The organism is Micromonospora tarensis (genome assembly GCF_016803395.1).
GTDB lineage: Bacteria > Actinomycetota > Actinomycetes > Mycobacteriales > Micromonosporaceae > Micromonospora > Micromonospora tarensis.
Map to the genome: position 1 here is coordinate 1 of NZ_JAEVHL010000167.1, position 14,424 is coordinate 14,424.

A 14,424-nucleotide genomic window follows, 5' to 3' on the forward strand; every position below is an offset into this window, starting at 1 on the left:
ACCGGTCAGCGGGTCCCGCGCGTAGCGGGCCCGCTCCTCCGCCCGGCCGAGCAGCCGCGCCGACCCGATCGCGGCGCTGTCGTCGGTGAGAGTGTCCCGCACCAGACGGTCCGCGGTCGCCCTGGGCGTCTCGGTCGGATCGACCGGGACCCGGAAGTCCACAAGCGTGTCCAGCAACTCCGCCCAGGCGGCGTGCGCGTCCGCGCGGGCCTGGTTGGCGTCCGCGCCGACCACCACCGGCCGGGTGGCCGGCCCGGTGTCGTCGTCGACGTTCGCGGGGGTCAGCACGGCCTCCGCCGCCCGGCCACCGCGTCGGCGACGCAGCGTCATCCGGCGCAGCGCGGGCACCGCGAGCAGGGCCAGCAGTGCTAGCAGGCCCGCCGCCCACCAGGGCCAGACCGGTGGTTGCTCGTTCGGCGCCGTCCCGTCGAGGGAAATGCCGTCATCGATGTCCCGGTCGGCGTTGTCCGGCCCGGCCGGCCCGGCCGACGCCTCCGGGTCGGTCGGGGTGTCGGAGACGCCACCGCCCGGCGTGGTCGGCTCCGGGGCGTCAGTGTCCGGCGCCCAGGCGGACCGGGTGGAGCCGGCCACCCCGTACGCCGGAGTGGCATCGAACGGCACCCAACCTGCCCCGTCGAAGTAGACCTCGGTCCAGGCGTGCAGGTTGAGATTGGTCAGGGTGAAGGTGTCACCGTCGCGGTTGCTGCCGTTGGTGAAGCCGAACGCCACCCGGGCCGGGATGCCGGCCGAGCGGACCAGCCAGGCCATCGCGGCGGCGTACTGCTGGCAGTAGCCGACCTTGTTGGTCAGGAAGTTGACGATGTCCTGGCCACTGCTGCCGCTCGCGGTGCTCAACCGGTAGCTGAACCCGTTGTCCGCGGAGAAGTGCCGGTAGATCGCCAGCACCCGGTCGTAGTCCGTGCGCTTGCCCTGGATCAACCCCTTGACCAGCTCCTCCACCTCGGGCACCGGCCCGGGGGTGGCGGTCATCTGTCGGCGTACCGGGTGGTCGGTCGGCAGCGGCTGCGCGGCCCGCAACGCCGCCGGCGTGTACGTCGAGCGAATGTAGTCGAAGGAGTACTTTCGCCCCCGGGAGTTCTCCCGGTTCGAGAAGACGACCTGTTGGTTGGCGTCGTAGAGCCAGTTGTCGCTGAGGTCGTCGGTGCGTACCGGCTCGGCGTACACCGGCATCAGCGACATGCTCAGGCTCTTGGTCACCTCGACGGTCGCCCGGTAGGTGGTCTGCTGCACACCTCGGCCGGCCCGCTCGGCCGGGTTCGGCAGGTCCCGGTTGACCGACCGGCCGCTCGGGTTGCGCGCCTGAAAACCGTTGGGCCGCAGCTCGTCGGCGACCGCGTAGCGCAGGTAGAACGGGTTCGGCTCGGACGTGGTCACCTTGACCAGGTCGGCCACCTGGGACTGGTTGAGCTGGCCGGCCAGCGAGGCGAACAGGTCGATCCGACCCGAGGTGCCGCCCGAGCCGGACCCGTTGCCGGCGCCGTTGCCCGGCCCCCGGCTGAGCGAGTCGAGCAGGCCGCCGGTCAGGCCGGGCACCGCCAGCGGCAGCGCCACCGCCAGCGCCACCCCGACCGCCGCGAGCCGGCGGCCGGCGACGCCAGCGGCGAGGCCTCCCACACGTCGACGTCACGGCCGTCGCCGGTGAACCGGCGTCCGAAGCGGCGTACCCGGTCGACGTTGTCGGTGACCAGCAGCCAGAGGTAACCGGCGGCGCCTACCACGAACGGCGCCGCCGGAACGCTGTCCACGTAGACGGCGACCGGCACCGAGTAGATGGCGAGCATCGGCAGCCCCGCCAGCGCGGGCCGACGCAGCCCCACGGCGAGGACGTCCACCAGCACGGCGACGCCGCCGACGCCGAGCACGGCGATGAACAGCAGCGGGTCAGTGTCCGGCACCTCGACCCCGTACGAGCGCATGTCCTGCATGGAGCCGGACAGCAGCTCGCCGAAGTACCCGAACGTGCCCGGGGTCGGCACCACGCCCAGCAGCTCCTTGCCGCTGGGGAACAACCAGGTCAGGGCGAACGCCAGGCCGGCCAGCATGCCCAGCACCTGACCCCACAGCGGCGCCCGGGCGAGTCGGGTCAACGCGGCCACCCCGGCCACCACGGCGACCGCGATGATGGACTCGATCAACCACGTCCAGCCCTGGAAGATGGCCGACAGCGGCGCGGCGGCCAGCAGCGTGGCCGCGGCGGCCACCACGCCGATGTTCCGACTGGTGATCATGAGGGGAGCCTTCCGTTCATCGCACGCCGCCAGCGACCGTCTCGGCGAGCGCGGCACGCAGGGCGAAGCCCTGGGAGCCCCGGCCGGCCTGCGGCCACAGCGCCGGTAGCCGGGCACCGTGGTCGACGCCGACCACCCGCCAGCCGCTCTGCAACATGGCGAGCGCGGCGGCGCCGTGTGCGTGCTCCGCCTCGGCCCGGGCCTTCTCCGGCAGACTGAGCCAGGTGGAGCTGTTCAGCAGGAAGCCGACGCAGGTGGCGCCGTTGCCCCGCAGCCCGGCCAGCAGCTCTGCCTCGGCCACGCTCACCGTGCCGAACAGACCGATGATCAGGCCGCCGTCGGCGCGCTCGCGAACCCGCTGCACGAGGCTGGTGACCTCGGCGCGCTGATCCAGCCGGACCTCCGCGAGGTGGTCGAGCAGCACCCCGTCACCACCGGCCTCCGAGGCGTCCACGTCCACCCCCGAGCCGGTGACCAGGCGCAACTTGTAGCCGGCCTGCCGCAGGTGGACGGCGATGCTCGCGGCGGCGGAGACGGCCCACTCGAAACTGGCCGTCGGCCCCTCGCCACGGTGGCCGTACGCCCGGGTGTCCAGGACGACGGTGGCCCGGCTCTCCCACGGCTGCTCCTCGCGGCGCACCATCAGTTCGCCGGTGCGCGCTGTGGACTTCCAGTGCACCCGGCGCAGGTCGTCGCCGCGCCGGTACTCCCGGGTCGCCGCGTCGTCCTCGCCGTGCACCGCCACCGAACGGGCCCGGCTGTCCCCGCTACCCGCGTACTCCCCGGGGAGCCGGACCGACGGCAGCGGGGTGACCTGCGGGATGACCGTCAGATGGTCGGTGCTGGGGAAGGACCGGGTGAGCTCGCAGAGACCGAACGGGTCGGTCATCCGGACGACCAGCGGGCCCACGTCGTAGCGGCCCCGCACATCGGCCCGCACCGTGTACGCCACGGAGCTGGCCTGCTGCGCGCCGAGCCGCTCCAACACCACCCGGGGTCGGCTGCCCAGCGCGTAGGGCAGCCGATCTTCCAGGAGGAGGGTGCCGGTCGGAAGCCGGGAGAGGTTCTGTAGGCGCAGCACCACCCGGGAGTTGGCGCCGACCGGAACCCGGTGCGGGTCCAGTGAACGGTTGCAGGCCAGTTTGTAACGGCTGCGCCCGACGTAGGCCGCCGCCAGCAACGGCAGGATGGCCAACAGCACCGCCACCCGGAGCAGGTCCTTCTCGCCGAGGATGCCGGCCGAGACCGCTGCCGCCACCGCGGCGGCGAGGAAGGAGCGGCCGCGGGTGGTCAGCCCGCGCAGCCCGGCACGCACGTCATGGCCTCCGTGGCTCGTAGGGCGCGCGACCGTTGCCGGTGGCGGGCCGGGTGTCGTACGGGTTGCGCTGCCGGTCGTGCGGCAGCGGCAGGCGGTGCACCAGCTCGGAGACGATCGCGTCGGTGGTGCGTCGGGCGAGCTGCGCGTCGGCGGTCGGGATGATCCGGTGCGCGAGCACCGGCACCGCGAGAGCCTGGAGGTCGTCGGGGAGGACGTAGTCGCGGCCCTCCAGCGCGGCGACCGCCCGGGCGGTGCGCAGCAGTTGCAGGGTCGCCCGGGGGGACGCGCCGAGTCGCAGGTCGGGGGCCTCGCGGGTGGCGGTCACCAGGTCGATGGCGTACTGCTTGACCGCGTCCGCGACGTGCACCTGCCGGACGGTGGCGATGAGCTGCCGGACGATGTTCGCGTCGGAGACCGGGCGTAGCTCGTGCAGCGGGTCGGTGGCGCCGTGCCCGTCGAGCATCGCCAACTCGGCGCCGGAGTCCGGGTAACCCATCGCGATGCGGGCGGTGAACCGGTCCCGCTGCGCCTCCGGCAGCGGGTAGGTCCCCTCCATCTCGATCGGGTTCTGGGTGGCGATGACCATGAACGGGGTCTGCAGCTGGTAGGTCACCCCGTCGACGGTGACCTGCCGCTCCTCCATGCACTCCAGCAACGCCGACTGGGTCTTCGGAGAGGCTCGGTTGATCTCGTCGCCGACCACCAGGTTGGCGAACACGGCACCGGGACGGAACTCGAAGTCGTGCGTCTCCTGGTTGTAGACGCTGACGCCGGTGACGTCGCTGGGCAGCAGGTCGGGGGTGAACTGGATCCGCCGCACCGTGCAGTCGATGGACCGCGCGAGGGCCTTGGCCAGCTTGGTCTTGCCGACACCCGGAACGTCTTCGATGAGGAGGTGACCCTCGGCGAGCAGCACGGCCAGAGCGAGCCGCACGGTGGCGGTCTTACCCTCGATGACCTGCTCGATGTTGGCCACGATGGCCTCACTGGCGGCGCGGAACTCGTCGTGCGGCAGAAGGCCGCCCACCTCGTCCCAGGTCTGTTGTGTCACGGGCCTCCTCCTCGTCGCCGTCACGGCAGCTCTGAATAGAGCACCTGGACCCGCCGTTGGGTTCGCGACGTCGAGCCTCGTTTGCCGCAGAAATCTCACTGGTCTCTCAGGCTAACCATGTTTGTCGTTATCGCCGAACCCCGCAGGTAGTCCGTCTGTTACGCACCGAATATTCGCCGGCCGGGGGACGCGTGACGGTTGTGCCGACGGGTACGCGGCGGCGGATGAGCGGGGAGGGGCGCGTGTGGGGTGAGCGGAGCACTTACGGGCGGACCGACGACGGCGGTGTCCGCCTCGGTGGCGGTGTGGCGCAGTGGCGCCTGCACACCGACCACGTCGACGTGGCGGCCGGTACCGATGGCCGACGGGTACGTGTCGAGGCCGAGTTGCTGCCCGTCGTGGTGGACCTGGACGCGACCGCCCTGGTCCTGCTCGACCTGCAAAACGACTTCTGCTCCCCGGGCGGTTGGACCGACCGCTCCGGGCTGGACCACACCGCCTGCCGGGCGGCGATCCCCGGCGCGGTGCACGCGGTGGAGACCGCTCGCCGGTTCGGCGTACCGGTGATCTGGGTGTTCTGGTACAACCGCAATGACCTGCGCAATCTGGGCGCGCCCACGCTCTGGTCGTTCAAGCATCGGCCCGACCAGGCGGGCATCGGGGAGCGGCTGGACCACGGCCCGGTGTTGACCGAGGGGTCGTGGGGTGCGTCGCTGGTCGACGAGCTGCGGGAGCTGGTACGGCCCGAGGACGTGCAGGTGCCCAAATACCGGATGAACGGGTTCCATGCCACCCATCTCGACCAGGTGCTGCGCGCCCAGGGCATCCGTACCCTCCTGTTCGGCGGGGTCAACACCGACCAGTGCGTCAGCACCACTGTCGAGGACGCGTACTTCCGGGACTACGCGACCGTGCTGCTGACCGACGCGACCGCCACCTCCAGCCCCGCGTACTGCAAGGACGCCGTGGTCTTCAACTCCCAGCAGTGCTGGGGCTTCACCACCGACACCGCCCGGTTCGCCGCAGCCGGGTGACCCGCCCGGCGTCCGGCCCGGCGTCCGGCCTGGCGCGGCGCGTCACCAGGCCGGGCGGGGAGGTACACTGCCGAACATGGCCGGAGTCTTCCTGCTTCTTACCGGGCCGTGCTGATGCGCTGACACAGCGACAGCACGGCGGCCCCTCCTGCGCGAGGGGCTTTTTTGTGCCCGCTGCCGGTCCGGCCCGGTGGCGCCGAGACGAAGCGAAGCGAAGCGAGGAGAGACGATGAGTGAGGCAGCCGCACCGGCGGACGACATCCCACCGTTCCGGTACACCGCGGCCCTGGCCGACGAGATCGAGACCCGGTGGCAGGACATCTGGGCACGGGAGGGCACCTTCCACGCACCGAACCCGACCGGCCCGTTGGCCGACCCGACCCATCCCCGCGCCGGCGCCGAGAAGCTGTACGTGCTGGACATGTTCCCGTACCCCTCCGGCGCGGGCCTGCACGTCGCCACCCGCTGGGCTACATCGGCACCGACTGCTACGCCCGCTACCAGCGGATGGCCGGCCGCAACGTGCTGCACGCGATGGGCTTCGACGCGTTCGGCCTGCCCGCCGAGCAGTACGCGGTGCAGACCGGCACCCACCCCCGGACCACCACCGTGGCGAACATCGAGCGGTACAAGGCGCAGCTGCGTCGGCTGGGGCTGGCGCACGACGAGCGGCGTTCGGTGGCGACCATCGACACCGACTTCTACCGCTGGACACAGTGGATCTTCCTGCAGATCTTCAACTCCTGGTACGACCGCGACGCCGGCCGGGCCCGCCCGATCGCCGAGCTGATCGCCGAGTTCGAGGGCGGTAACCGGCCCACCCCGGACGGCCGCGCCTGGGCCGAGCTGAGTGTCGCCGAGCGCCGCCAGGTCGTCGACGACCACCGGCTGGCGTACGTCTCGGAGGCGCCGGTGAACTGGTGCCCGGGGCTGGGCACCGTGCTGGCCAACGAGGAGGTCACCGCCGACGGCCGCTCCGACCGGGGCAACTTCCCGGTCTTCAAGCGCAATCTGAAGCAGTGGAAGATGCGGATCACCGCGTACGGCGACCGGCTGCTGGACGACCTGGACAGCCTGGACTGGCCCGAGCCGATCAAGCTGATGCAGCGCAACTGGATCGGCCGCTCCACCGGCGCGCACATCGACTTCCCGACCGCCGGCGCACCCGTGCGGGTGTTCACGACCCGACCCGACACCATCTTCGGCGCCACCTACATGGTGCTGGCCCCCGAGCACGAGCTGGTCGACACGCTGGTGCCGACCAGCTGGCCGGAGGGCACCCGGGAGGTCTGGACCGGCGGTCACGCCAGCCCCCGTGCGGCGGTCGAGGCGTACCGCAAGGCGGCGGCGGCCAAGACCGACGTCGAGCGGCAGTCCGACAGCAAGGAGAAGACCGGCGTCTTCATCGGCGCGTACGCCACCAACCCGGTCACCGGTGGCCAGATCCCGATCTTCATCGCGGACTACGTGCTGGCCGGCTACGGCACCGGCGCGATCATGGCGGTGCCCGCCCAGGACGAGCGCGACTGGGCGTTCGCCGAGGTCTTCGAGCTGCCCATCGTGCGGACCGTGCAGCCGGCGGAGGGCTTCGACGGCAAGGCGTACACCGGGGACGGCCCGGCGATCAACAGCGCCGCGCCCGAGCGCGGCCTGGACCTGAACGGCCTGGGGGTGGCCGACGCCAAGGCGGCCATCATCGCCTGGCTGGAGGCGAACGGGCACGGCACCGGCGCGGTGACCTACCGGCTGCGCGACTGGCTGTTCTCCCGGCAGCGGTACTGGGGAGAGCCGTTCCCGATCGTCTACGACGAGTCCGGCGCGGCCATCGCCCTGCCGGCGGAGATGCTGCCGGTCGAGCTGCCGGAGGTGGACGACTTCTCCCCGAAGACGTTCGACGCCGACGACGCGGACAGCAACCCGGAGACCCCGCTGTCGCGGCGGCGCGACTGGGTCGAGGTCGAGCTGGACCTGGGTGACGGGCCGAAGCGCTACACCCGGGAGACCAACGTGATGCCGCAGTGGGCCGGCTCCTGCTGGTACGAGCTGCGCTACCTGGACCCGACCAACAGCGAGCGGTTCGTCGACGCGGAGAACGAGCGGTACTGGATGGGCCCGCGCGCCGAGGGCGACTGCGGGGGCACCGACCTGTACGTCGGCGGGGCCGAGCACGCCGTGCTGCACCTGCTGTACGCGCGGTTCTGGCACAAGGTGCTGTACGACCTGGGGCACGTGTCGTCGTTCGAGCCGTTCCGCAAGCTGTTCAACCAGGGCATGATCCAGGCGTACGCGTACACCGACTCGCGCGGCAGTTACGTGCAGGCCGAGGAGGTCGTCGAACGCGACGGCGCGTACTACCTGGGCGACCTGGTGGTCAACCGCGAGTACGGCAAGATGGGCAAGTCGCTGAAGAACGTGGTGACCCCCGACGACATGTGCGCCGCGTACGGCGCGGACACCTTCCGGGTGTACGAGATGTCGATGGGTCCGCTGGAGGTGTCCCGGCCCTGGGAGACCCGGGCGGTGGTCGGGTCGTACCGGTTCCTGCAGCGGGTCTGGCGGGCGGTCGTGGACGAGCAGACCGGCGCGCTGCGGGTCACCGAGGACCCGGCCGACGAGGCGACCCGCCGGCTGCTGCACAAGGTGATCGACGGGGTCCGTGCCGACATGGACGGCATCCGGTTCAACACCGCGATCGCCAAGCTGATCCAGTTGACCAACGGGCTGACCGGGTTGTCGGCGACGCCCCGCGAGGTGGCTGAGCCGTTGCTGCTGATGGTGGCGCCGTTCGCCCCGCACGTGGCCGAGGAGCTGTGGCGCAGGCTGGGCCACGACACCTCGCTGACGTACGCGGACTTCCCGAGCGCCGACCCGGCGCTGCTGGTGGCCGACACGGTGACCTATCCGGTGCAGGTCAACGGCAAGGTCCGTGGCCGCGTCGAGGTCCCCGCCGACGCCGCCGAGGAGACCGTCCGCGCGGCGGCCCTGGACGCGGTGGCCGCGGCCCTGGCCGGCAAGGAACCCCGCAAGGTCATCGTGGTCAAGGGCCGGATGGTCTCCGTGGTCGCCTGATCTCCGCCCCCGCCCAGCCCTTGCTCGTCTGGTCTGTGCCCCGTCCGGCCCCGGCCCCGCCTCGTCGCCGCGACGGCGGGGGCCGGGTCCGGCCGGCGGCGCACCCGGGCCGGCGATTCGATCAGATTGTCATCCGCCGGCGGCGGCGCTGGGCGCGCCACCACTGGTGGATGAGCACCAGGCTGGCGATCAGGCCGAGGCTGGCGGGGGCGGCGGCGTACCAGTTGATGTGGCCCGGCGAGCTGACCGCCGCGCCGATCGCGGCGTAGCCGAACGCGGTCGGCGCGGACGCGATCACGCTGCCGGCCAGGAACGGCGCCAGGCGGGCGGCCGTGGTGCCGTAGCCGTAGCTGACCAGCCCGAACCCGGCGATCGGCAGCAGCCGGACGGTGACCACGCCGAAGACACTCTGCCGGGCGAACCACCGGTCGAGGCGGGCCAGTCGGCCACGGACCCGTTCGGCCACGAACTCCCGGCCGAGCAGCCGGCCGACGGTGAAGCCGATCGCCGCCGCCAGCAACGCGGCGCCCAGGGCGTACGCGGCACCTTCGAGCGGACCGAAGATCGCGCCCGCGGCGAGGGTGATGAAGGTCCGCGGGACCAGCGCGACAAGCAGCAACGCGCCGCCGAGGATCGCCGCCACCGGGGCGAGGTCACCCAGCCGGTCGGCCAGCAGCGGGAGCTGCTCCGGGTCCGGCCGAGGCACCAGGAGCAGCAGCAGCCCGCAACCACCGATTAGCAGCACCAGCACCGCGAACCGGACGGCCGACGGCTGCCGGAGCAGCCGCCGGACGGCGCGGATCATGCCCGGGCGGCGGCCACCGCGGAGCGGCGCTCGTTGCGGAGCCGGTCCGACCAGGTGTCGTCCAGCGGCGGGAGCTGGTGCGCCCCGGTGGCCCAGCGCAGCAGCAGGTCGGCCAGCGCCGGGTTGCGGGCCAGGGCCGGGCCGTGCGAGTAGGTGCCCAGGAGCTTGCCGCGCCACGCGCCCTCGGTGGCGCCGTCGTTGCCGATCCCGGCGGTGACCCGGGCCAGCGGGGAGACCTCCGGGCCGAGGTGGGTGCGGCCACCGTGGTTCTCGAAGCCGGTCAGCGGAGGCAGGCCCAGCCGGGGGTCGATGTCACCGGCCAGCTCGCCCACCGCCCGGCTCGGACCCCGGTCGGACCGCAGGTCGAGCAACTCCAGCCCACGGCACTGCACGCCCTTGGCGAAGAAGGAGGTGCCCAGCAGCTGGTAGCCGGCGCAGACGCCGAAGACCACCGAGCCCTGGGCGACCGCCCGATGCAGGCCACCGTCGGCGAGCAGCCGCTGCGCGCCCAGCGCCTGCGGGCCGTCCTCGCCGCCGCCGACCAGGTAGATGTCGGCGGTGGCGGGCAGTTGCTGGTCGGAGCGGACCTCCACCACCTCGACCGGCATCCCGCGTTGACGGGCCCGACGGGCGAGGATCAGGGCGTTGCCCCGGTCGCCGTAGGTGGAGAGCAGGTCGGGGTAGATCCAGACGATGCGCAGGCTCTCAGTTGACACGGTCCAACTCCGCTCGGATGTCCTGGAACGCGGTGTAGTTCGCGATGACCTCCAGCCGCCCGGGCGGGACCGACCGGATGGCGTCGTCGAACGTGCGGACGTGCTGGAACGGCACGTCGTTGATGTCCAGTCGCACCGCCAGGTCGTATGCCCGGTCACCGGTGATCAACACCTGCCGGCCCCGCAGCGGGGCGAAGTCGACGTCGAAGAGCCAGGAGGTGTCCAGACCATCGGGGTCGCGCGCGTTGATGGAGAGCAGGGTGGGCGCCTCGTCGGCCATGTCGAACGCCTCCAGCCAACTGGCCGGGTTCTTGGCGAGCAGCAGCCGGATGTTGCGCCCGTCCTTGTCGACCTGCGCGTAGCGGCCGGCCACCGAGGTGACGATGCCGAGGCGGGACACCGCGTCGACGGGGCGGACGCCGAACTCGGCGGCCACCGCCAGCGCGGTCGCCGCGTTGCCGAGGTTGACCCGGCCGGGCAGTTGGAGCGAGACCTTGTGCCACGCGCCGGTGGGGTCGAGCACCCCCTCGTCCTCGACCACCCACTGCGGCTCCGGTCGGCGCAGCGGGCAGCCGGTGCACCACCACTGTTCGCCCGAGCGCTGGATCGTGGAGCCGCACTCCGGGCAGACCCAGGAGTCGTCGTGCCACCGCTGGCCGGCGCTGAACCAGGTCACGTGCGGTGGGTTGATGCCCCGGGCGGGGTCGCCCGGCGGGGTGGCGGCCCACACCACCATCGGGTCGTCGGCGTTGGCCACCACCCGTACGTCGGTGTGCCGGACCAGCGCCGCGCGCCAGAGCTGCGCCATCATGGCGACCTCCTTGGCGCGGTCCAGTTGGTCGCGGGAGAGGTTCAGCAGCGCGACCACGTGCGGTTCGGTCGCCTCCAGCACCTGGGCGAGGTAGTGCTCGTCGACCTCCAGCACCGCGTACGGGGTGCTGCCGGCCTTGGCCAGCGCCGAGGTGTGCCCGCTGGGCATGTTGGCGCCGAACGAGTTGGTGGCGACCCGGCCGAGCACGCCGACCGCGGCGGAGGTCAGCCGGGTGGTGGTGGTCTTGCCGTTGGTGCCGGAGACGAGCGCGATCGCGCGCCCGGCCGACAGGTGGGCCAGCAGGTCGGGGTCGATCTTCAGGCCGATCCACCCGCCGATCACCGAACCGTCGCCACGGCCGGCCGCCCGGGAGAGCGCCGCGGCGGTCCGTGACACGGAGCTGGCCACCTTGGCCCGTAGGGGCATTTTCGCGTCCGTCACGCGAGCGAGGTTACCGGACCGCCCGCCCCACCAGATCGCCGCCGACGGTGAACCGTTCGGCCGTGGTGGCGGCGTGTGCGGCCGGGGCGGCGTCCCCCGGACGGAGTCGATCTATGTCGGAAAGCGGACCACGCCGAGGGGGGCCCGCCGCCCTCCACTCCGCTCCACCCCCCGTGACGTGCGGTTTTGTCGCCGTATCGAGGGCGCCACGCGGGCGATTCTGGTTGCGGGTGGAGGGAAGTGGAGTAGAGTGGGGGCCAATGGTGAGGCCGGGAGGGCTCACCGGCCCGGGGGGTCAGCGGCGCCGCGAACGCCGCTCAGGGGCGAGGGGGTTGGGCCGATGTTTCTCGGCACCCACACTCCGCGCCTGGACGAAAAGGGCCGGTTGATCCTTCCGGCCAAGTTCCGAGATGAGCTGGCGGGGGGTGTCGTGGTCACCAAAGGGCAGGATCGCTGTCTCTACGTTTTCCCGACCCCTGAGTTCCAACGGATCGCGGAGCAGTTGCGCGCGCAGCCGATGACGCACAAGGCGGCCCGGGCCTACAGCCGGGTCTTCTTCGCCAGCGCGCACGACGAGGTTCCGGACAAACAGGGTCGGGTGACCATCCCGGCTCACCTGCGGGCGTACGCCGGGTTGGACCGCGACCTGGTGGTGATCGGCGCGAGCACGCGGGTGGAGATCTGGGACAAGGTCGCCTGGGAGACCTACCTCGCCGAGAGCGAAGACGACTTCGCCGACATCGAGGAGGGGGTGCTGCCCGGCGGTCTGTAGGGCGGAACGGCGCCCGACGTACTGCGAGATCTCCAGCCGCTTTCGAGTTCCTGGCATCCCTTCCCCGGTGCCAGGCGCACGATCCAGTCATCGGGTGCGAGTCCGGTGTCCGGCGGGAGCGGATGGGGATCTGGCGGTACGACGGCAGCGCCGTCCGACGACAGGCGCACGAAGAGAGCGGACGTTTCAACCAGTGGGGGTCAACATGGGGGAGTTGCGCGGCACGCACGTGCCGGTGCTGCTCGAGCGGTGTCTCGAGCTGCTGGCCCCCGCGCTGGGTCGAGGCGGCCGGACGGTCTACGTCGACGCGACGCTCGGCCTGGCCGGGCACGCGGAGGCGGTGCTCGAGGCGCACCCGGAGACGGTCCTGATCGGGCTCGACCGCGACACCGAGGCGCTCGCGCACGCGCGGGTCCGGCTGGCGCGGTTCGCCGACCGGGTGCACCTGGAGCACGCCGTCTACGACGAGTTGCCGGACGTACTGGACCGGCTGGGCTATCCGGGCATCGACGGGGTGCTGTTCGACCTGGGTGTCTCGTCGTTGCAGTTGGACGCGCCCGACCGCGGGTTCGCGTACGCCCAGGACGCGCCGCTGGACATGCGGATGGACCAGACCCGCGGAATGACCGCCGAAGAGGTGGTCAACACCTATCCGCATCCGGATCTGGCCCGGGTGCTGCGGGTCTACGGCGAGGAGAAGTTCGCCGGCCGGATCGCCTCGGCGATCATCCGGCAGCGGGAACGGGCCCGGATCACCTCGTCCGCGCTCCTGGCGGAGCTGGTTCGGGACTCCATCCCGGCGCCAGCCCGACGAACGGGTGGGCACCCGGCAAAGAGAACGTTTCAGGCTTTACGGATCGAGGTAAACAGAGAGCTGGCAGCGCTCGAGACGGCGCTGCCGGCCGCGCTCGACGCACTGACCGTGGGCGGTCGCATGGTGGTCCTGTCCTACCACTCGCTGGAGGACCGGCTCACCAAGGCGGCGCTCGCGGACCGGGTCCGCAGTAAGGGCCCGGTCGACCTCCCGGTCGAACTTCCCGGGTCCGGTCCGACGTTCCGGCTGCTCAGCCGGGGCGCCGAACTACCCGGGGAGGCGGAGGTCGCCGCGAACCCGCGGGCCGCCTCGGTGCGGCTGCGGGCAGCGGAACGACTCGACCCGAACGCGACAGAGCAGGGGCGGACCGACCGCGAACGGTCTCGCCGACGGGTGAAGGGAATGCACCAACCGGGCACGGGGTCCGCCTGATCCGTGGGGGGTCAGCGGCACCGGGACGGCAGAGGGACGGATGTTGAGGGGGAGGGACATGAGCATTGACAAGCGCGACCGCCGGGACGTCACCGGCGGCGGGCAGCGCGCACCGCGGTCGGGGGGCCGGACCGCGGCGGAGCGGGCTCCGCGCCTCGGAAACGGTACGCCACGCATCGATCGAGTGAACAAGCAGGGGGAGACTCGCGCCCGGGGGGCGCGCGAGTTCCCGACCCAGGGTGCCACCGCGCTGCGGCCGGTCGAGAAGGCCGGCAGTACCGCCAGCGCCCGCTCGCCTCGGCTGCGGGTGGCCCCGCCGCCGCCGGTGTCGGTGCCGCGCGCGCCGTTCGCGGCGCTGATCGTGGTGCTGGTGGTCGGTGGGGTGCTGGGCATCCTGGCGGTCAACACCAAGATCAATGAGAACGCGTTCCGGCTCGAGCGGTTGCAGCAGCAGCAGGCTCGACTGGACCTGGAGAAGCAGCAGCTGGACAAGCAGATCGCCGACGCCGAGGCGCCGGGCAACCTGACCGCCGAGGCGCGGCGGCTGGGCCTGGTGGACGCCGGCGAGCCGGGCTACATCCGGCTGCCGACGGCAAGACCCTCGAGGTGCCGCAGCCGGCGACCGGCCAGCCGTCGGTGACCAGCCAGGGTGCGGGAGGCTGACCAGTGCCACCACGGTCGGACGAACCGCGCCGGACCCCGACCGGGTCCGGCGCGGTTCTTCGCGTGACGCCAACCCCACCGACGGGGAGCCGCGCACCGGCGAGCCGGGGATCGGGGGCATCTCCGGCGCCCGGGCGTACACCCCGAGGGGTCGGACCGTCCGGGACGAGCGCGGCACGGCCGCCCGCGGCGGGGGTGCCGAGCAGCGGCGTACGCCGCGTAGCACCCGCTCGGGCGACCCGTTCCGAC

General features: G+C 72.2%; 7 protein-coding genes and 5 pseudogenes. 6 read left to right on the forward strand and 6 right to left on the reverse strand.

Going from position 1 to position 14,424, the window contains the following annotated elements; translation table 11 throughout:
- The 3 genes and pseudogenes from JM949_RS38650 to JM949_RS25230 form a co-directional block, all read right to left on the reverse strand.
- Positions 1-2,249: pseudogene (locus JM949_RS38650) on the reverse strand (transglutaminase TgpA family protein); the annotation flags it as partial.
- Between the two features lie 16 nt (positions 2,250-2,265).
- Entirely contained in the window at positions 2,266-3,564 is a 1,299-nt protein-coding gene (locus JM949_RS25225; protein ID WP_203150769.1) for a DUF58 domain-containing protein, read from the reverse strand.
- Position 3,565: 1 nt separating this feature from the next.
- Positions 3,566-4,618, reverse strand: a complete 1,053-nt coding sequence (locus JM949_RS25230) for an AAA family ATPase (protein ID WP_203150770.1) — start codon at positions 4,616-4,618, stop codon at positions 3,566-3,568.
- A 224-nt stretch (positions 4,619-4,842) separates the two neighbouring features.
- Between JM949_RS25230 and JM949_RS25235 the strand changes: the two genes are divergently transcribed.
- Both JM949_RS25235 and leuS read left to right on the forward strand, forming a co-directional pair.
- A complete protein-coding gene (locus JM949_RS25235) occupies positions 4,843-5,652 on the forward strand; it encodes a cysteine hydrolase family protein (RefSeq protein ID WP_203150771.1) in 810 nt (269 codons plus the stop codon).
- A 229-nt stretch (positions 5,653-5,881) separates the two neighbouring features.
- Positions 5,882-8,721 (forward strand): annotated as a pseudogene (gene leuS, locus JM949_RS25240) (leucine--tRNA ligase).
- Positions 8,722-8,842: 121 nt separating this feature from the next.
- Here the strand turns inward: leuS and JM949_RS25245 are convergent.
- Genes JM949_RS25245 through JM949_RS25255 form a run of 3 tightly spaced genes read right to left on the reverse strand, consistent with a single transcriptional unit; the run spans position 8,843 to position 11,479 of the window.
- Positions 8,843-9,526: a TVP38/TMEM64 family protein gene (locus JM949_RS25245; protein WP_203150772.1), complete on the reverse strand. Its 684-nt coding sequence runs from the start codon at positions 9,524-9,526 to the stop codon at positions 8,843-8,845.
- Positions 9,523-10,242, reverse strand: coding sequence for a type 1 glutamine amidotransferase (locus tag JM949_RS25250; RefSeq protein WP_203150773.1), 720 nt, complete (start codon positions 10,240-10,242; stop codon positions 9,523-9,525). The genes JM949_RS25245 and JM949_RS25250 overlap by 4 nt, the downstream gene beginning before the upstream one ends.
- On the reverse strand, positions 10,232-11,479 hold the full coding sequence (locus tag JM949_RS25255) for a MurT ligase domain-containing protein (protein ID WP_203150775.1): 1,248 nt from the start codon (positions 11,477-11,479) through the stop codon (positions 10,232-10,234). The genes JM949_RS25250 and JM949_RS25255 overlap by 11 nt, the downstream gene beginning before the upstream one ends.
- 355 nt (positions 11,480-11,834) lie before the next feature.
- On the opposite strand from JM949_RS25255, the gene mraZ reads away from it, so the two are divergent.
- The 4 genes and pseudogenes from mraZ to JM949_RS39315 all read left to right on the forward strand — a co-directional run.
- On the forward strand, positions 11,835-12,266 hold the full coding sequence (mraZ, locus tag JM949_RS25260) for a division/cell wall cluster transcriptional repressor MraZ (protein ID WP_203150774.1): 432 nt from the start codon (positions 11,835-11,837) through the stop codon (positions 12,264-12,266).
- A gap of 193 nt (positions 12,267-12,459) precedes the next feature.
- A pseudogene (rsmH, locus tag JM949_RS25265) lies at positions 12,460-13,581 on the forward strand (16S rRNA (cytosine(1402)-N(4))-methyltransferase RsmH).
- Positions 13,571-14,175: pseudogene (locus tag JM949_RS25270) on the forward strand (hypothetical protein). The pseudogenes rsmH and JM949_RS25270 overlap by 11 nt, the downstream one beginning before the upstream one ends.
- A gap of 3 nt (positions 14,176-14,178) precedes the next feature.
- A pseudogene (locus tag JM949_RS39315) lies at positions 14,179-14,424 on the forward strand (penicillin-binding protein 2); the annotation flags it as partial.

Coding starts and splice junctions, on each gene's coding strand:
- JM949_RS25235 (WP_203150771.1), top strand. CDS start 4,843: ATGAGCGGGGAGGGGCGCGTGTGGGGTGAGCGGAGCACTTACGGGCGG.
- JM949_RS25245 (WP_203150772.1), bottom strand. CDS start 9,526: ATGATCCGCGCCGTCCGGCGGCTGCTCCGGCAGCCGTCGGCCGTCCGG.
- JM949_RS25255 (WP_203150775.1), bottom strand. CDS start 11,479: ATGCCCCTACGGGCCAAGGTGGCCAGCTCCGTGTCACGGACCGCCGCG.
- mraZ (WP_203150774.1), top strand. CDS start 11,835: ATGTTTCTCGGCACCCACACTCCGCGCCTGGACGAAAAGGGCCGGTTG.